Source organism: Mesoplasma florum L1 (genome assembly GCF_000008305.1).
In the GTDB taxonomy this organism is placed as follows: Bacteria; Bacillota_I; Bacilli_A; order Mycoplasmatales; family Mycoplasmataceae; genus Mesoplasma; species Mesoplasma florum.
In genome coordinates this window covers 719,942-739,015 of record NC_006055.1, presented here as the reverse complement: position 1 = coordinate 739,015, position 19,074 = coordinate 719,942, and the positions used below count along the sequence as shown (strand labels likewise).

The window sequence follows — 19,074 nt, the reverse complement described above, 5'->3', positions numbered from 1 at the left end:
ATAAGATGGAAAAAAAGATTGAATTTAAAAGTAAATTCAGACTGAACTTTGCAATAAAAGACAAAGTTGCTTCTGTTCAAGAAAAAAATGCACACTTGTATAAGGTTGCTATTTTTAGTATGTTTATTTTTTCAGTTTTAATGATTCCTACGTATATATTTAGTTGAATAGTTTTTTCAGACATTAATTTAAAAATTTATTTTGATAATTGAAATGCGCTTTCAGAATTTCTTAGACTTCCATCTAAATTTGAAATTTTAACACCTGTTTACATAGGGTGAGGCTTTTTCATTGCAACATTAATTGGCTTTACTTTATTAAAACCTTTTCTAACTGCTGCTGGTGTAAATAACAAGTTTAAAACAAGTTTTTGAATATTTGTTATTTCTTTCGGAATTATTGCTGCTCTTATGTCTTCAATAGCTCAGTATGAGTTTGCTAAATTTCAAGAGTTTTTTACATTTGAGTCATTAATAGGACAAATTGATAATCAATATGTTAAGTCTGTTCCAGGTGTTATAAGCGAAATTTCTAAACAGTTTACTGCAAATAAAGATCAAGCGTATAAGTGAGCATCTGAAGATTCTATTTGATGAATACTATTTATTCAAATAATTGCAATTTTTATGCTTTCATTAAGTATTCAAAATGCAGTAATAGTAGAAGCGGAAAGTTTAAATATTAATAAATATATTGACTATATTAGTAATAGAAAAAAAGAATTAAGTCAAAATAGAATGAAATCATTTTTAGCAAAAATATTTAAAAATTCTGACAAGAACATTTCAAATTGGACAATGTTTGCTGCAGCATGTATTCTTTTACCTCAGTTTGTCTATGTTATAACAATTTCTTTTGACACAACAAAAACTTCTATATTAACAAGAACAGTTCATGTCTTACCAGAGTTATTAAAAAGATATGGAATTGATGAAGGGCTTTCTCAAACAAGTTTTTCAGAAATTTTAAAATATGAAAAAAATTATTTTGTATATTGCTCGCTTCCAATAATAGGATTAGGTACAACTATGGCAACTTTTATGTACTTTATCTCAGTATCAATTAGAGGAGAAAATAAATCGCAAAATTTATTCATTACTCAGTACTTCATTATATATGCGAACTTAGTTTTAATCACGTGTTTAAATATAGTATCAAAAGTACAGGTTGGTAATTTAGTAGAAGCTTGAAATTTACAAAGTGAAAATGGTGTAACTGCAGGTAATGCTTTCATAAACGCAATAAAAGGAATTATTGGCAATGATAGTGATTATGAAGTTATTGAAAAAGCTTACAATTTAAATTTAATTGATGGTCATGTAGGTTTTTTATGAGAAAAAACAGTTAATGTTATTGCAGAATCTATAATTTTATTTGGAATATTAATCTCTTCATTTTTAATAATTGGATTTAATATTATGAAAACAACTATATTTAAAAAGAGAGTTGGTGCTCAAATTTTATTTTCAGAAATTTTAGCTAAAAGAAGAAAAGGGAATAAAAATGTTAAGTAAAGATCTAATAATTAAAGCTACAAATGCTCTTATAGAAAATGAAATTATTATTTTACCAACTGATACTATCTATGGATTATCAGCGATTTGAAATTTTGAAAATGAAAAAAGAATAAATAATATAAAAAATGCAAACGAAGAAAAACCTTTAATTGTTTTAATATCAAACATAGAACAGCTAAGCATTTTGGGCATTGAAAAAAATGAATTTGTAGATTTATTGTTCAATGAAAGTACAACAGTTATTTTTAAAACAAAAAGTAATAATAAAACTATAGCAGTTAGATTAATAATTAGAGATGATATAAAAAAAATTATTGAAAAAACTGGACCGATATTTTCTACAAGTGTTAATTTACATGGAGAGCAACCAATAAATGAGAAAGACGAATTAATTAATTTTGATAGATCAATTAATGTTTATTTTGATAAAGTTATTACAAACATTAAACCATCAAAAATTTATAATTCTATAACAAATATATGAGTACGATAAAATCAAAATTTAATATCAATGATATTTCAGAGTATTTTGAATTTGATGATAATTGTTCAAGTTTTAAATTAATTAATAGTATTGATTACAATGATAAAAATTTCAATTTAACTTATTACATTGATGAAAATCAAAAATTAATTCTTGATTCAATTGATGATCTTTGTCAAAAAGAATTTCCCTTTATTCAAAACCCATCATCAAAAATTCTTGAACAAATATTTTTAAGAAACAAAATAGCAAAAGAATTAATAATAAATTCTGTCGTTCAAAGAAAAGCCGAGTTTCTTAAATTTGAAAAAAATGATGAAGATCATAAAGTAGCAATAAACATTGCAAAGTCAGTTGTACATGATTTAAATAAATTTATATATAAGCATAAAATAAATCATTCCTTAGCAAATATAATGCTAGCGAACTTAGAATCAAGCTTGAACTTTTATGGAAAAATTGATTTACTATTAAAATCAAATGATAATTGATTTCTATGCATATTTAAGTTTAGTAAATCTCCATATGAAGACAAATATAAATATGAAGCTATGCTACAAAAGAAATTAATTGAAAATAATTCAGAGATAAAGAATATAAAAATATTTGTCTTTAATCCATTGTCAGACATTGTAATAAAACAAATAAACCTTTAATATAAAGGTTTTTTGGATGCTTTAGCAAAATTTAACTATTCTATTTATTGTTAAACTGTTATATAATTAATAAGTAATTTACATATAGAGGAGTAGTTCGCATGAGAGACACTTATGATATTGTTTTTGATCACAAAGATAATAAACACTTCAACCAGGATTTAAGCAACTTAATCAAAAGATCATCAAATAATAATTTTGAAAAATGATTGTTCAAAGATAAACAATTAGAAAATTTTTCACCTATCACAATCGTTAATGAAAAAAATGAAATAATAGCAGCATTAGGTATTTTGAAATTTGATGTTTTTATTAGTGGAGAAAAATGTAGCGCAGTTCAAGTTGGAAATTTCTTTATTAAAGAAGCTTTCATTGAAGAAAAACTTGAAGAGATTTTAATTGAAGCAGCTATTTATAAATATTCAAATTTAGTTGATATTTTAATTTCTTATTGTGGAGTAAAAGATGAAGAGGTTTTAATAAAATCTGGTTTTGAAAGAAAACAAGAATATTTATTTTTCTTACCTTGAAATAATAGAGAAAAACAAGAATCTTCAAAAATCATCAAACTTGATTTATCTTTAGCACATGATTTTGAATTAGTTAAGGAAGCTATTTTACACTCAAGTAAACAATCAAGTATATTAGATACAAAAGGCGATAGCTTAGTTAAATTTCATAATATTCAAAAACACTTTGAAGACGACTTGTGATATATACCTTCATTACAAACAGTTGTTTGTTTTAGAATTAAAAATGGTATATTTGATTTCATTGGATCATTTTCTTCACACAACATTGATTTAGAAGAGCTTTTAAAAATAATAGTTCCAAATGGTATAAAAAGAGTTGATTTTGGTTTTATGCCAGATATTAAAGAAGGTATTCACATAACTAAAACAGATACTTTTGTTAAAACAGGTTTAGATATACACTCATGTTTATATTTAAAAGAAGTAACAACAGGATTAAAAGATAAGAAATTCATGTTCCCACTTCTTTCAAGACAAAAATAAAACAAATAACACATTGGCATGTTAGCTGATTGTGTTTTTTTATTTTAAAAGAATATAATTATTAAAAAAGCAAAGGAATTTTTCAAATGTTTAAAACTACAAAAAGTATTAAAGGGCAAAAGCATTTCATTAAATTAAAAAGCAAAGAAATTAATATATGACTAATTGAGCACGGAATTACCAAAAAAGAAGCTAAGGTTTTAGTGGAATTTGCTCATGAAAATATAATACTTAAAGTTTTTTTAAATTTAATAAGCCTTGAAGGAAAAAATAAAAATCATTTTATTAATGAAATGATTCACATTATACTTTACTCAAGACTTCTTTACACAAATCTTGATGCAGCTGAAACAAAACAAATTAAAATTGAAAAACTCAAGATAACAAAAATCATTGAAACTATATTACCTTCAATTCAATCAAATGTAGACTTTAAAATTAATTATGAAAAAGAATTATTTAATAGAATAAAAACATTTTCTAATTTCTCAGATGAAATTATTAATAAAAGAAAACATTTTTATTATTCAGAAATAGGTAAAATATTTTCAAAAATATCAGATGATAAAGCAGATGCTTTTTATAAATATGGATATTTACTTTCAATGTACATAATCACTTATTTTGAATCTGATTTTGAGGAAAAAATAAATACATACAATAATTTTTTATTTAAGCTTGAATTAAATGACTTACTTTGTGAAACGACTAAAGATATTTCGCCATTTTATTTTAATAGTATTATTTCAAAATTAAATAATTGATTAACAAGTAAAAGCAAAATGTTTAGATTTAAGGAAGGTGCATGATAATGAAAAAACCGTTTGTAGCGACAGCTTCTTTAATTGCAATGTTCAGTATTGGAGGCGCTTTATATGTTGCAATCAATTTATGTTTAAACTTCTTTATACCTACACCATTGCCGTTTATTTTTTTTATATCAGCAACTCACATAGTTTCAATGGTATGAGCAATTGTTGTTTTATGTAATAGAAAACGAAGAATTGAAACTAGAATTAGATGAGCAATATTTATAATAGTAATTCCATTTTTTGGTATTATGTCTTACATATTTTTAGGTAGGGTTTACAAATATAATAAAAATAAGAATTATTTATATAACAAAAACTCAGTTAGTGTTCTACAACCAAAAGTACAATATGACATTGAAAATCTAAAAGAAATTGAAAGACTAAATCCAGAGTTTAAGAGATCATTTATGATGACTTTTGAACAACAAAGAGAAGGTATTTATGCAAATACTGAAATAGAATATTTAAAATCAGGAAATGAATATTTTTCAAATTTATTAAATGATATAAAAAATGCTAAAGAGTATGTAATGATTAATTGTTACATCATTTCTGAAGGTGAATTTTTGAGTAAACTAACAAGCTTACTAGTTGAAAAAATGAGTGAAGGTGTTAGAGTATACATAATTTATGATTTCTTAGGAAGTTATGGAAGATTTACAACAAGTAAAAAAAGATTAATTCAAGAGGGTGCAAACTTAATTGCTTACTCACCGATACATTTCCCATTTTTAAAATGAAATGCAAATTATAGAGATCACAGAAAAGATATTTCAATTGACGGCCAAATAGGATATTTAGGTGGAGTTAACATTTCAGATGAATACATAAATAAAAGTGGAGTTTTTGGTTTCTGAAACGATTCAGCAATAAGAATTAATGGCGAAGGAGTTCAAGAAATTGAAGCAATATTCCAAAAAGACTGAAATTTTTATGTAACTAAAAAACAAAAGAAAATTGAAAAATTAGAACCTAAATTTGGTAAAGCAATCAGAAAACGTTATACAACTGATGAATTTATTCAGATTGTTTCTGATGGACCAAATCATGACAGACCTATTTGCTTAGAACTATTATTAAATTTAATTCATTCAGCGCAAAATAGAATTTGACTAAAGTCTCCTTACTTTATACCACCCCCAGAAATTATAAATGCGTTATGTAATGCTGCATCTACTGGATTGGATGTTCGTATTTTATTACCAGGAAGATCAGACAAATTTTTATTGTTAGAAGTTTCTAAACAATGAACTAAAAAAATGTTTGAAAACGGCGTTAAAATATATTCAATGAATGATACTTTTATACATGAAAAAGCTTATATTTTTGATGAAGCTATATCATTTACTGGAAGTTCTAATCTTGACTATAGAGCTCTATTTTGCGATCAACAAACTATGGCTCTAATAAGATCAAATAATATGAACAAAAAGATTGAAGAGAAAATGATTCATGACATGGATAAATCATTTGAATATAAATTTATGCCAAACAAAGATTTACCATTGTGAAAAAGAGCTATTGTTAAAGTCTATAATATTATGGCCCCACTTTTATAAGGAGTTTTATGAATATAGAAAAAGTAGTATTTAATAAAATTAATAAATCTTACCAAGGCTTTAAGATGCTAGATGCATTTTTGTTTGATGATGATTTTAAGAAATTTAAGTCAATTAACTTAAGAATTGAAAATATAGCACAGCTACAAGAACTAATAAAAATAGTAAAACAATGTAAAAATCATAATTTAATTGCATTTAAAGAAATATTAAAAAATTTGGAAGACGATCTGCTTTTTTATAAGAAAGCATTATCAGCATATTTTAAAGATTTTGAAAATATGAAAAATTTTATAAATGAAAGTTTTGAAAAAATTTTTATTGTTGCTTATAAAGAAAATAAAGATTTTATTTTAACTTCAAATGAGGAGCTACCGCTTTTTATAAAAAATACAAAGCAAAAAGAAAAACAATTTAGTTTATTAGAAAAATCTGAAGTGTTAACTTCATTGTTGAATTTAATAAGTTCAACAAATAAAACAAAATTAAACTTAGACCTAAAAAACAATTTTGAAATCATTTCAACGTTAGTGGAAATAATAAATTTAATATAAAAATATACACTTGTTGATATAAGTTTGAACTTTTAATCAATTAAGTGTATAATTTATTTATGTGAGTTCAACACACACGGAATTGTGAAAGGAGGAAATACAATGCCAACAATCAATCAATTAGTTAAAACAAACCGTAAAGCTAAAACTTGAAAAACTAAAGCGCCTGCTTTAAACAGAGGGGTAAACTCATTGAAAAAGAAAGTAACTAAAGTTTCTGCACCTCAAAAAAGAGGAGTATGTACTCGTGTTGCTACAATGACACCTAAAAAACCCAACTCTGCGTTACGTAAATACGCTCGTGTTAGATTAACAAACGGAATGGAAGTTAATGCATATATCCCAGGAGAAGGACATAACCTTCAAGAACACTCAGTTGTTTTAATTCGTGGGGGACGTGTAAAAGACTTACCAGGGGTACGTTACCACATTATTCGTGGAACATTAGATACTCAAGCAGTTAACAACCGTAAACAATCTCGTTCTTTATATGGAGCGAAAAGACCTAAAAAATAGTCTAATTAAATTTAGAAGAACCGTGAAATGAACCACAAATAAGTATCACAAAATAGAAAATCAAGAAAGGAGTCAAAACTATGCGTAAAAATAGAGCAGAAAAAAGAGATGTTTTAGCAGATCCAATTTATAACTCAAAATTAGTTACTCGTGCTATCAACAAAATTATGTTAGATGGTAAGAGAGGAACAGCTCAAACAATTATTTATGATGCATTTGACATTATCAAAGAAAAAACTGGTGAAGAGCCAATTGAAATTTTTAACAAAGCTATTGAAAACATCAAACCGCACTTAGAATTAAAAGTTCGTCGTATTGGGGGAGCTAACTACCAAGTGCCAGTTGAAGTTTCAGATGAAAGACAAGTTACATTAGCTTTACGTTGATTAATTAACTATGCAAGATTAAGAAATGAAAAAGTTATGACTGTTAAGTTAGCTAACGAAATTATTGATGCATCAAACAACATGGGTGGATCAGTTAAAAAACGTGAAGATACACATAAAATGGCAGAAGCTAATAAAGCATTTGCACACTACCGTTGATAAGATCAACAAATATTTTATTTAGATAGGGGGCAAAATTATGCCAAGAGAATTTAGTTTAGAAAATACTCGTAACCTTGGAATTATGGCTCACATTGATGCTGGGAAAACTACTACAACAGAACGTATTTTATTCCACACAGGTAAAATTCATAAAATTGGTGAAACTCATGAAGGGGCTTCACAAATGGACTGAATGGCACAAGAGCAAGAACGTGGTATTACAATTACTTCAGCTGCAACAACTGCATTCTGAAAAAATAACCGTTTCAACATAATTGATACTCCAGGTCACGTTGACTTCACTGTTGAAGTTGAACGTTCATTACGTGTTCTTGATGGAGCTGTAGCAGTTCTTGATGGACAATCAGGAGTTGAACCTCAAACTGAAACTGTTTGAAGACAAGCAACTACTTATAGAGTTCCTCGTATTGTTTTTGTTAACAAAATGGATAAAACTGGAGCAGATTTCATCTATTCAGTTAAATCAATCGGGGATCGTTTAGGAGCCAAAGCTGCTCCAATTCAATTACCAATCGGTGCTGAAGATAACTTCACAGGAATAATCGATTTAGTTGAAATGAAAGCTTACGAATTTGACGGAAAAGCTGAAGAAATTGCTAAAGAAATTGAAATTCCTGCAGATTTAAAAGATCAAGCAGAAATTTTAAGAAGCGAATTAGTTGAAGCCGCTGTTGAATACGATGAAGAATTAATGATGAAATTCTTAGATGGTGAAGAAATCACTATTCCTGAATTAAAACAAGCAATCCGTAAAGGGGTTATTGGTGCAGAATTCTTCCCAGTTTTAGCTGGATCAGCTTTCAAAAACAAAGGTGTTAAATTATTATTAGACGCAGTTGTTGATTATTTACCTTCACCATTAGACGTTCCTTCAATTAAAGGTGTTTTACCAAATGGTGAAGAAGCAGAAAGACATGCAGATGACAATGAACCATTCTCAGCTTTAGCTTTCAAAGTTATGACTGACCCATTCGTTGGTAAATTAACATTCTTTAGAGTTTACTCAGGTATTCTTACAAAAGGAAGTTATGTATTGAACTCAACAAAAGGTGATAAAGAACGTGTAGGACGTATTTTACAAATGCACGCAAACAACCGTAACGAAATTGAAGAAGTTTATGCTGGAGATATTGCAGCTGCTGTTGGATTAAAAAATACTACAACAGGTGATACTTTAGTTGATGAAAAACATGAAATTATTTTAGAATCAATGGTATTCCCAGAACCAGTTATCCAATTAGCTTTAGAACCAAAAACTAAAGCGGATCAAGAAAAAATGGGATTAGCATTATCAAAATTAGCAGAAGAAGATCCAACTTTCAGAACATATACTGATGAAGAAACTGGACAAACTATTATTGCTGGTATGGGTGAATTACACTTAGATATTATTGTTGACCGTATGAGACGTGAATTCAAAGTTGAAACAAATGTTGGAGCACCTCAAGTATCATACCGTGAAACAATTAAATTACCAGCAAAAGCTGAAGGTAAATATGTTAAACAATCAGGAGGACGTGGGTCATATGGTCACGTTGTTATTGAATTCGAACCAAACGTTGATAAAGGGTTTGAATGAGTTGACAAAATTACTGGAGGACGTGTTTCTAAAGAATACATCAATGCTGCACGTGTTGGTTTAGAAAACGCACTTACAAACGGGGTTGTTGCTGGATACCCAATGATCGATGTTAAAGCAACAATCGTTGATGGATCAATGCACGACGTTGACTCAAACGAAATGGCTTATAAAATCGCTGCATCATTTGCTTTAAAAGAAGCATGTAAAAAAATGAATCCAGTTATCTTAGAACCAATCATGAACGTTGAAGTAACTGTTCCGGATGAATACTATGGAGATGTAATGGGTAACATTTCATCAAAACGTGGATTAATCGAAGGATCAGAACAAAGAGGAAACGCACAAACAATTAAATCTAAAGTTCCTCTAACAGAAATGTTTGGTTATGCAACAGAATTAAGATCATTCACACAAGGACGTGGAAACTACACTATGATTTTCAGTCACTATGCTGAAGCACCTAGATCTATTGCAGAAGAAATTATTAAAAAATCAGGTAAGTAGTAATTTATAATTGCACTTATTGATGTAAAAAGTTAAAATATTCTTAATTAATAAGAATAAACAACGCCCCTACGGGGGCGGTAAAGATACTAGAAAGTAAATCTAATATCGCTAGATATAAATAAAGGAGAAATACAAAAATGGCAAAAGAAGCTTTTGACCGTAGTTTACCTCACGTTAACATTGGTACTATTGGACACGTTGACCACGGTAAAACTACATTAACTGCTGCTATTACTAAAGTTTTAGCAGATAAAGGTGGAGCAGAATTTAAAGATTACGCAAATATCGATAACGCTCCAGAAGAAAGAGAACGTGGAATTACAATTAATACTTCACACGTTGAATATAAAACAGAAAACAGACACTACGCACACGTAGACTGTCCAGGACACGCCGATTATGTTAAAAACATGATTACAGGTGCTGCTCAAATGGATGGTGGGATCTTAGTTGTTGCTGCAACTGATGGACCTATGCCTCAAACTCGTGAACACATCTTATTATCAAGACAAGTTGGAGTTCCAAAAATTGTTGTTTTCTTAAACAAATGTGACATGGTTGATGATGAAGAAATGATCGACTTAGTTGAAATGGAAGTTAGAGACTTATTATCAGCTTACGACTTCGATGGAGACGGAGCACCAGTTATCCGTGGATCAGCTTTAGGAGCTTTAAACGGAGAAGCTAAATGAGTTGCTGCTATTGAAGAATTAATGGCTGCAGTTGATGAATACATCCCAACTCCAACTCGTGATTCAGATAAAACATTCTTAATGCCTGTTGAAGACGTTTTCACAATTACAGGACGTGGAACTGTTGCTACAGGACGTGTTGAACGTGGAACAATTAAAGTTAACGAAGAAGTTGAAATCGTTGGATTAGTTGAAGAAGCTAAAAAAACTGTTGTTACTGGATTAGAAATGTTCAGAAAATTATTAGATTTTGCTGAAGCTGGAGACAACGTTGGAGCATTACTACGTGGTGTTGATAGAGAAAGTATTGAACGTGGACAAGTTTTAGCTAAACCTGGAACTATTAAACCTCATACTAAATTACAAGCATCAGTTTATGCTTTAACTACTGAAGAAGGTGGACGTCAAAAACCATTCTTTAACAAATACCGTCCTCAATTCTACTTCCGTACAACTGATGTTACTGGTGAAGTAATCTTACCTGCAGGAACAGACATGGTTATGCCTGGAGATAACGTTGAAATGACAGTTGAATTAATTAAACCAATTGCCGTTGAAGATGGAACAAAATTCTCAATCCGTGAAGGTGGAAGAACTATTGGTGCTGGAACAGTTATTTCAGTTCAATAATACCAAAACAAAAAATTGCTTAACGGCAATTTTTTTTGTTATCATTAGAAAAGAAAAGGTGGAAAAATGCAAACAAGAAAATCATTATATTTAATAGGAATAATTTTAAATATTGTATATATGGGATTTGCTGTCTTAATTGCTTTAATATACGGATTAATTGGAATTACAGCTAATCCGATAGTTGGAGTAGTCTTATTGGTTATATTCTTAGTTCCTTTAGTTTGAACTATACCAATGACTTTAGCAGCAAATAAAGCATATAAACAAATTGGAACAGAGGAAGAAGTAACTCATATAGCTTTATCAGTATGTACACTATTATTTGTTAATTTAGTATCTGGTATTCTATTTATAGTAGCTTCAGTAATGTTAACAGATGAACAAGATAAAATAAAATTAGAAAATAAAACACCAGTTGAATAAACTGGTGTTTTTTATTGATTAGTATTATTTTTTATTTCTAAAAACTAAAAACTTTCCAAAAAAGAAATTTAATGTAAGTTTTATACAAAAACAAGTTATTTTTGAGTTTATATTGGAAAATATTCTAGAAAGGAATAAAAAATATGGAAATAAAAATTTATGCTCCAGTGGACTGTGAAGTTAAATCTTTAAGTGAATGTAGTGATGAAACTTTTTCTAAAAAATTACTTGGTGATGGTTTATTAATTATCCCAAAGAAAAATAAGTTTTATTCACCATTTTTAGAAGCTAAAACAATAATGATTTTCGAAACAAAACATGCATATGGTTTTGATATTGAAGGTATAAACGTTTTAATTCACTGTGGGTTAGATACTGTTAAATTAGGTGGTAAACCTTTTAAAACAAATTTAGAAATTGACAAAAAAATAAGATTAGGTGATGAAATTTTTGAAGTTGATTTAAAAATGGTGAATGCAGAAAAAATTTCAACAGAAACTCCAATTGTTTTTGATCAACCAATTGAAATTTTAAATTCTGTAAAAGGTAATTTTAAGCAAGGAGATCTTATTTGTACAATAAAAGTACTAGAAGAACAAATTGTAAAAGCAGATCCAAATAAAATGACTAATAAAGATTTTGAAGAATTTTTTAATGCTGAAAATAAATATCAAAAAGAAGCAAGAATTCTTAATGAACTTGTTGGAGGACCAAAAAATTATAGAGACGTTTATAATTGTATGACACGTTTGAGATTTTTGGTTAAAGATAAAGAAATTGTTAATGAAGAAAAAATAAGAACTTTGTCACTAGTTAAAAGTACAATTTGACAAGGTGATGAATTGCAAGTTGTAATTGGACAAGATGTATATAAATTAAAAGATGAAGTTATAGCTCAAAATGAATTTGCTAATTCAGTAGTTGCTTCTCAAACAAATGAAAATAATGAGAAACAAAGCAGGGGAGCACAATTTATAAGAATGTTTGCTTCAATAATGGTAAAAACTATACCAGTATTAGTAGGGTGTGCTATTGTTCAAGCCATTGTGGGTATTTTAGTTCAAATAAATGTTATGCCCGATATTGTTATTACAGCGCAAGCGAGTGGCAATCAGGTCTTACTAAAAGATGCAGCTATTGGATGAATTATATTATTTATTATGGCAAAAACAACAACAGTTTTTGGAACAATAGCTATTGCAATAAGTACAGCTCAGTACTTTAAATTTGATGTTATTATAGCCGCATCAATTGCATTGATCTTATCAACTCCATTAATGTTCTTAGATGGTGGTTCAGGTGGAATGGGTCATGAATGAATAGTTATTGACTTCGGAGATTTAAACACAGGTAACCCTGTTTTAGATGGAATATCTAAAGTTAAGATAGCTGCAATGACTAATAAAATGTTTGTCGTTATTGGGGCTACAATAGCTGCCAAATATTTAAATGATTGAATTAAAACATGAATTCCAATTTCATTAGAATTAATGTTTAGACCTTTCTTATTAGTTATGGTAATAGTTCCAACTTCATTTTTCATATTATTACCAGTATGAAATGTTATTGAAACATTAGCTGGAACACTAATGTATTGAATTGGTCAAGCTCCATTAGGAATTGGGGTAGGTTTCTATATTGGAATATGACAAGTTGCTGTAATTTTTGGAATTCACATGGGGCTTATAATTGTAGGTATTTTAGATAGTATTCAAAGAGGTGGAGCAGGTATATTCATGATAATGGGTATTTCTGTTTGAGCTCAAGTTGGAGCTTTAGTGGGTGTTATTTTAGTAACACAAAATTCAAAACTTAAAAAAGATGCAATTCATATGTTGCCTGCAGGATGTTTAGGAATTACTGAACCTATTTTATATGGTATAAGCTTACCTAAAAAACGTCCTTTAATAGCAGGATGTATAGCTGCATTCTTCGCTGGAGCTTATTGTAATGCCGTTGGTGTAACAGCAAGAGCCGGAACAGGATTTGGAATATTTGAATTTATTGGTTTCTTTTCTTCACCAACAATGGGTGGAACAGCTGAATTATCAAACATTTCAAACGGACTTTTATATATTTCAGGTGCCGCTATAGCATTAGCTTTAGGAACTGTATTTAGTTTACTAATTTATATTGAAAGACCAAATGAAAAATCATCTATTTCTAAATCAGCAAATGCTTTGTTAAAATTCATTAAAGTTAAAGATAATTTAACAGACGAAGAAATTCAAATTTTAAAATCTCAAATTAAAGAAATGAAAGCTGTTGTAAATAAAGACACAGTTAAACAAATTAAAAAAATTGAAAAACAAATTCAAAAAGTTGTTTCTGTTGATTCAAAAATTGAAACACTAACTGAAAATGAATATAAACATGAGCAACAAATTTATAAAAAAGGTAAAAAAGCAATAAGTAAAAATGATTTACAAACTTCAAAAAAATTAGTTAATGAATTTAATAGCCTTTCTTATAAAGCAAAAATAGATAAATTAAAAATTGAGCGTGATGAATTGAAAGCAAAAATTGATTTCAAAACACTTGATAAAATAATTGAACCTAAACAAAAAGAAATTGATAATTTATTATCACAAATCAGTAAACAATATAATTTAAAAGAAGAAATAGTTGAAATTAAAAATAACTATTGAAACGATTTAAATTCATTAAAAATTGCATATGACTTTGAAAACCCTAAAAACATAAATATTTCTCTAAAACAACTTACAAAAAGTTTAAAGAAAAATAAAAAAGCGGTTAAAACGATTTAATAAAATATAAGAGTAAACTCAATGTTTACTTTTTTATTGTAAAATCTTTTTAAAGAGGTAAATCGATGAACATATATGAAAAATTAAAAACACAGCATAAAAATTTTACTAATACAACAAATCAAATAATAGCAACCGAAATATTAAATAGTGCTAGACAAGGAAAGTTCCTTAAACAAAAAGAACTTTCTGAAAAATCATTTGTAAGTGAATCAACAATTACAAAGTTTTCAAAAAGTTTGGGTTTTTCAGGATATAAAGAGCTAGTATTTGATTTAAAGAAACAAAATAAACTTAATGAAATAAATGAAATAGGAAATATGAAAAATTTTTTACGTGATATTAATGATTGATTAATTTCCAAAAAAGATACTATAAAATTAATTGCTACTTCTATTGCAGCTGAAAAGAATGTTTATATATACAGTTCTTATCAATTTAGAATTGCTTCAAACTTTATTTACGAATTATTACTTGAAGGTGAAATCACGCCAATTATTTTTGAAACACAATATATATTCATGAAAAATATAAAAAAGAAAAAGCAATCGATCAACATAATTTTGTTTGGTGGACTTGACACAGAAAGTTTGGTTGATCAAGTTGAGTTTGAAATGCTTGAAAATTTTAAAAAAGAGAAAAGTTTTTTAATAACATCTCAATTTTCTGAGGAAAAACTTAAGAAATTTAATTTCAATACAATTTGTTTAGATATTAATCATGATAGTGCATCATTTTTAATAAGAAACATAGCAATTCAAATGCTTTTTATCGAGGTATTAAACGAGTTAAAAAAACTTTCTAAATAGGAAAGTTTTTTTTAATGCCTTATTTATCAGGGCATATTAAAAATGCAAAGCATAAAATAAAAATATAAGGAGGGAATTATATGAATAAATTTCCAAAAGATTTTTTATGGGGTGCAGCTACAAGCGCCTATCAAGTAGAAGGGGGTATATATCAAGGCGGCAAAGTGCCATCATCAATGGACCCTTCATCAAAAAAACACGCAAACAAAGAAATAACAGATTTTAGTGTTGCAGCTGATCACTATAACCATTGAAAAGAAGATGTAGCTCTTATGGCAGAAATGGGATTTAAGTCATACAGATTTTCTATTTCATGACCAAGAATAATTAAAGATAAGGAAGGTAATATAAATCAAGAAGGAATTGATTTTTATAATAACTTATTAGATGAACTAATTAAAAATAATATTGAGCCAGTAGTTACAATTTTTCACTTTGATATTCCTATGTTTGTTGAAGATGATGGTGGATTAGAAAGCAAAAATGTTTATAAACATTATGAAAGATATTGCTCAGTTTTGTTTAAAAATTTTGGTTCAAAAGTTAAATATTGATTAACAGTTAATGAACTGAATGTTATGGTTTTAGTTTCACAAATCATAAATACAAATAAAGAAAAGTCTTCTTCAAATGAATGACAAGTAATGCATAACATGAACGTTGTTCAAGCTAAGGCTATTCTAATGTGTAGGGAAATGTGTCCAGGAGTCAAAATAGGGCCAGCACCCAACATATCAGTTAACTACCCAGCTTCATGTAAACCTGAAGATTTTACGGCTAAGTTAAACATGGATTTATTGAGAAACTGAGTTTACTTAGATATTTTATGTAGAGGATCATATAGTAAAAAATTCTTAAAGTATTTGGAAGAAAATAATAAACAAATTAAAACAACTGAAGAAGAAATGGAATTATTTAAAGTAGCAAAACCTGATTTTATTGCGATTAATTATTATTCTTCTGGAACTGTTGAAGCTATCAACAGTTCAAATGGAGATGATGGAGCAACAAACAATGACCAGCAATCTGGATTTGCATTTAAAGGTTTTGCAAAATCAGTAAAAAACCCTAATCTTCAAAAAACTCAGTTTGGATGAGAAATTGATCCTGTTGGCTTTAGAAATACTTTAAGAGAAGTTTGAGAAAGATATCAGTTACCAATTATGGTTACTGAAAATGGAATTGGTGCTAAAGATGTTTTAACTGAAGATGGAAAAGTACATGACGATTATAGAATAGATTATTATAAAAAACATATTCATCAAATGGGACTAGCTATTGAAGATGGCGTTGAGATGATAGGATATATGCCTTGAAGTGCTATTGATTTAGTTTCAACTCATGAAGGAATATCAAAAAGATATGGATTTATTTATGTCAATAGAGATGAATTTGATTTAAAAGATATGAAAAGAATAAGAAAAGACAGTTTCTATTGATACAAAGAATTAATTAAAAACAACGGTGATTACAATGAATAAAAAAATTACTTACGATTTGGGTGGTTCATCAATTAAAAAAATAGTTTTTAATGATGATAAAGTAGAATTTAAAGATATTCTTTACTTTACCCATTTAGAAAAGAAAGGGTTTCAAGTTCCCCTAGAAAAAGTTTTAGATATAATATTGGATGATTTAAAAAACGAAAAAGACTATTTTGACTTAGGTATTTCAATTCCTGGTGTTTTAGACTCAGAAAAGAAAAAAGTAATAACTGAATCAGCATTTTGTGATGTTGAATTTGATATAAATGCAAAATTCTCAAAATTATATAATATGCAAAATTTTGAAATTGAAAATGACGGCAAATCAGCTGCGTTTGGCGAATTTAAATTTAGAAATGATCCAAAATTAATAAATTTTATTCATATTACAATTGGTTCTGCTTTAGGATGCGGAATCATAATTAATAGTAAACTTTATAAAGGAAGCAATTTTGAGGCTGGTCAAGCTTCAGGAATGTTTAGCTCAATAAATGATAAAAATGATAAATCTGCTTACGCGTTGGACACAGGTCTGGGTACTTTAATTATGAAATACAAAAAAATCATTAACTCAAACGAAAATATTTCAGGTAAGTACATTTTTACTAAATTTAATGAAAAAGATCAAATTGTGTGTAAACTAGTTGATGAATGAACATCATCAATTGCTAAAGCAATAATTAACTTTCATCAATTATTGGATTTTGATTTGCTAACTATTGGTGGTGGTGTAAGCGAAAATAAACAGTTTATGAAAATGGTTATTGATAAGATTAAGTTTCATCGAAATTTTGATGCTAATAGCAAATTTTCAAAAAATCCAGTTTTTAATGTTGTCGAAAAATCAAAATTAAATAATGATGCAGGATGTTATGGAGTTTTTTATAAACTTTGCGAGCTTGAAGAAAAACAAAATGCATAATAGCATTTTTGTTAACAACTTTCTATTTATAAAAGTTAAATTTATTTAATACGTAAAATATGCTAAATTTTAAATATTTGAGAAAATCAAAATATAAAGGAAGTGAAAATATGAAATTTATTAAAGACGATTTTTTATGAGGTGGAGCAACAGCAGCATCTCAGGTAGAAGGAGCATATAATGAAGGCGGAAAAACTTTAACTCTACTTGAAATGAAACCTTTCTTGCCAATCAAAAATAGAAAAGCTATACATTTTGGAGGTCAAACAAAAGAAGAAATGCTTGACTCTATTGAAAACAAACAAAATTTGCATTACCCAAAAAGGTTTGGAATTGACTTTTATCATAGATATAAAGAAGATATTGCTTTGTTTAAAGAAGCAGGAATGAACATTTATAGAATGTCAATTGCTTGATCAAGAATATTTCCTAATGGTGATGATGAAAAACCAAATGAAGCGGGTATAGATTTTTATAGAAATGTTTTTGAAGAATGCAAAAAGGCAGGAATTAAAGTAATGGTAACTATGCACCACTTTGATACACCTTATGAAATTACAAAAAAATACGGTGGCTGAACAAACAGAAAAGTAATAGATTTATTTGTAAAGTATGCTAAAACGTTATTTGAAGAATTTGATGATGTTGTAGATTTTTGATTACCATTTAACGAAATTAATGTTGCAATTTGAAGTACAGAAGTTGGTTTGGGAGTTTTTGAATCAGATTTTAAAAGTAAAAATGAAAGAGATCAAGCGGCTTATCAGGGACTTCACCATCAATTTATTGCACAAGCAAAAGTTATTGAATTAGGTAAAAAGATGTGTAAGCTAAAAACTAAATTTGGGTGTATGGTTGCAAACATAACAACTTACGCACTAGACTGTAATCCTATAAATGAAATTGAAAACTTGAAATCACAACAAATATCTCGTTGATTTTTCTATGATGTAGTTGCTAAAGGTGAGTATCCTACTTACATTAAAAGATATTTTACTGAAAATAATATAAATATTATAATGGAAAATGATGATGAAAAAGTTTTAAAAAATAATACAGTTGATTTCATTTCATTTAGTTATTACATGTCTGCTACTGTTGCCGTTCAAGGAAAAGACAAGGCATCAGGCAATGTTTCAACTGGAGGAAAAAACCCATTTCTAGAAGCAACAGAATGAGGATGACAAATTGACCCTATTGGTTTAAGAGTCTCTTTAAATCAAATGTGAGATAGATATCAAAAACCATTATTTATTTCAGAAAATGGTATAGGTGTATTAGAAAATCTGGACTCTAATAATACTGTTAAAGACGATTATAGAATCGATTATTTAGGAAAACATTTTGAACAAATCAATGAGGCAATCAAGGATGGTATTGATGTATTTGGTTATACAATGTGAACGCCAATTGATGTAGTGTCTGCTTCAACTAATGAAATGTCAAAACGTTATGGAATGATTTATGTTGATTATGATGATTATCATAATGGAACAGGAAATAGGTTTAAAAAGAAATCTTTTAACTGATTTCAAAATTTTATGAAAACAAAAGAATTTTAATAGAAAAAA

At 28.1% G+C, this 19,074-nt stretch carries 17 protein-coding genes; all 17 read left to right on the top strand.

All coding sequences use genetic code 4. The features are described 5' to 3' along the window. The first annotated feature begins 5 nt into the window (after window positions 1-5). The 17 genes from MFL_RS03360 (at window position 6) to MFL_RS03280 (ending at window position 19,065) form a co-directional block, all read left to right on the top strand. On the top strand, window positions 6-1,514 hold the full coding sequence (locus MFL_RS03360) for a polypeptide chain release factor methylase (RefSeq protein WP_011183528.1): 1,509 nt from the start codon (window positions 6-8) through the stop codon (window positions 1,512-1,514). Beyond that, on the top strand, window positions 1,504-2,010 hold the full coding sequence (locus tag MFL_RS03355; protein WP_011183527.1) for an L-threonylcarbamoyladenylate synthase: 507 nt from the start codon (window positions 1,504-1,506) through the stop codon (window positions 2,008-2,010). The genes MFL_RS03360 and MFL_RS03355 overlap by 11 nt, the downstream gene beginning before the upstream one ends. Further along, window positions 1,998-2,657: a hypothetical protein gene (locus MFL_RS03350; protein ID WP_011183526.1), complete on the top strand. Its 660-nt coding sequence runs from the start codon at window positions 1,998-2,000 to the stop codon at window positions 2,655-2,657. Before MFL_RS03355 ends, MFL_RS03350 begins: the two co-directional genes overlap by 13 nt. Window positions 2,658-2,758: 101 nt before the next feature. After that, window positions 2,759-3,673 (top strand): hsp90 protein, encoded by a 915-nt coding sequence (locus tag MFL_RS03345; protein WP_011183525.1) that lies wholly within the window; start codon window positions 2,759-2,761, stop codon window positions 3,671-3,673. 86 nt (window positions 3,674-3,759) lie between these two features. Then, complete coding sequence (locus MFL_RS03340) at window positions 3,760-4,485, top strand: hypothetical protein (protein ID WP_011183524.1); 726 nt, start codon at window positions 3,760-3,762, stop codon at window positions 4,483-4,485. Then, a complete protein-coding gene (gene cls / locus MFL_RS03335; protein WP_164919797.1) occupies window positions 4,485-6,044 on the top strand; it encodes a cardiolipin synthase in 1,560 nt (519 codons plus the stop codon). Before MFL_RS03340 ends, cls begins: the two co-directional genes overlap by 1 nt. A gap of 8 nt (window positions 6,045-6,052) precedes the next feature. Further along, entirely contained in the window at window positions 6,053-6,598 is a 546-nt protein-coding gene (locus MFL_RS03330) for a hypothetical protein (RefSeq protein ID WP_011183522.1), read from the top strand. Window positions 6,599-6,700: 102 nt separating this feature from the next. Beyond that, window positions 6,701-7,114: a 30S ribosomal protein S12 gene (rpsL, locus tag MFL_RS03325; protein WP_011183521.1), complete on the top strand. Its 414-nt coding sequence runs from the start codon at window positions 6,701-6,703 to the stop codon at window positions 7,112-7,114. Window positions 7,115-7,194: 80 nt separating this feature from the next. Continuing rightward, window positions 7,195-7,662: a 30S ribosomal protein S7 gene (gene rpsG / locus MFL_RS03320; protein ID WP_011183520.1), complete on the top strand. Its 468-nt coding sequence runs from the start codon at window positions 7,195-7,197 to the stop codon at window positions 7,660-7,662. 37 nt (window positions 7,663-7,699) lie between these two features. Then, complete coding sequence (gene fusA / locus MFL_RS03315; RefSeq protein WP_011183519.1) at window positions 7,700-9,769, top strand: elongation factor G; 2,070 nt, start codon at window positions 7,700-7,702, stop codon at window positions 9,767-9,769. 140 nt (window positions 9,770-9,909) lie between these two features. Next, a complete protein-coding gene (gene tuf, locus MFL_RS03310; protein WP_011183518.1) occupies window positions 9,910-11,094 on the top strand; it encodes an elongation factor Tu in 1,185 nt (394 codons plus the stop codon). A gap of 66 nt (window positions 11,095-11,160) precedes the next feature. Beyond that, window positions 11,161-11,520 carry a hypothetical protein gene (locus MFL_RS03305; RefSeq protein WP_011183517.1) on the top strand — a complete coding sequence of 120 codons (360 nt, stop codon included), beginning with the start codon at window positions 11,161-11,163 and terminating at the stop codon, window positions 11,518-11,520. Window positions 11,521-11,663: 143 nt separating this feature from the next. Continuing rightward, window positions 11,664-14,288 carry a glucose PTS transporter subunit IIA gene (locus MFL_RS03300; protein WP_011183516.1) on the top strand — a complete coding sequence of 875 codons (2,625 nt, stop codon included), beginning with the start codon at window positions 11,664-11,666 and terminating at the stop codon, window positions 14,286-14,288. Between the two features lie 65 nt (window positions 14,289-14,353). Next, window positions 14,354-15,097 (top strand): MurR/RpiR family transcriptional regulator, encoded by a 744-nt coding sequence (locus tag MFL_RS03295; RefSeq protein ID WP_011183515.1) that lies wholly within the window; start codon window positions 14,354-14,356, stop codon window positions 15,095-15,097. Between the two features lie 80 nt (window positions 15,098-15,177). Next, window positions 15,178-16,578, top strand: a complete 1,401-nt coding sequence (locus MFL_RS03290; protein ID WP_011183514.1) for a glycoside hydrolase family 1 protein — start codon at window positions 15,178-15,180, stop codon at window positions 16,576-16,578. Further along, on the top strand, window positions 16,571-17,503 hold the full coding sequence (locus MFL_RS03285) for an ROK family protein (RefSeq protein ID WP_011183513.1): 933 nt from the start codon (window positions 16,571-16,573) through the stop codon (window positions 17,501-17,503). Before MFL_RS03290 ends, MFL_RS03285 begins: the two co-directional genes overlap by 8 nt. Before the next feature lie 110 nt (window positions 17,504-17,613). Then, complete coding sequence (locus MFL_RS03280; RefSeq protein ID WP_011183512.1) at window positions 17,614-19,065, top strand: glycoside hydrolase family 1 protein; 1,452 nt, start codon at window positions 17,614-17,616, stop codon at window positions 19,063-19,065. Window positions 19,066-19,074 lie beyond the last annotated feature (9 nt).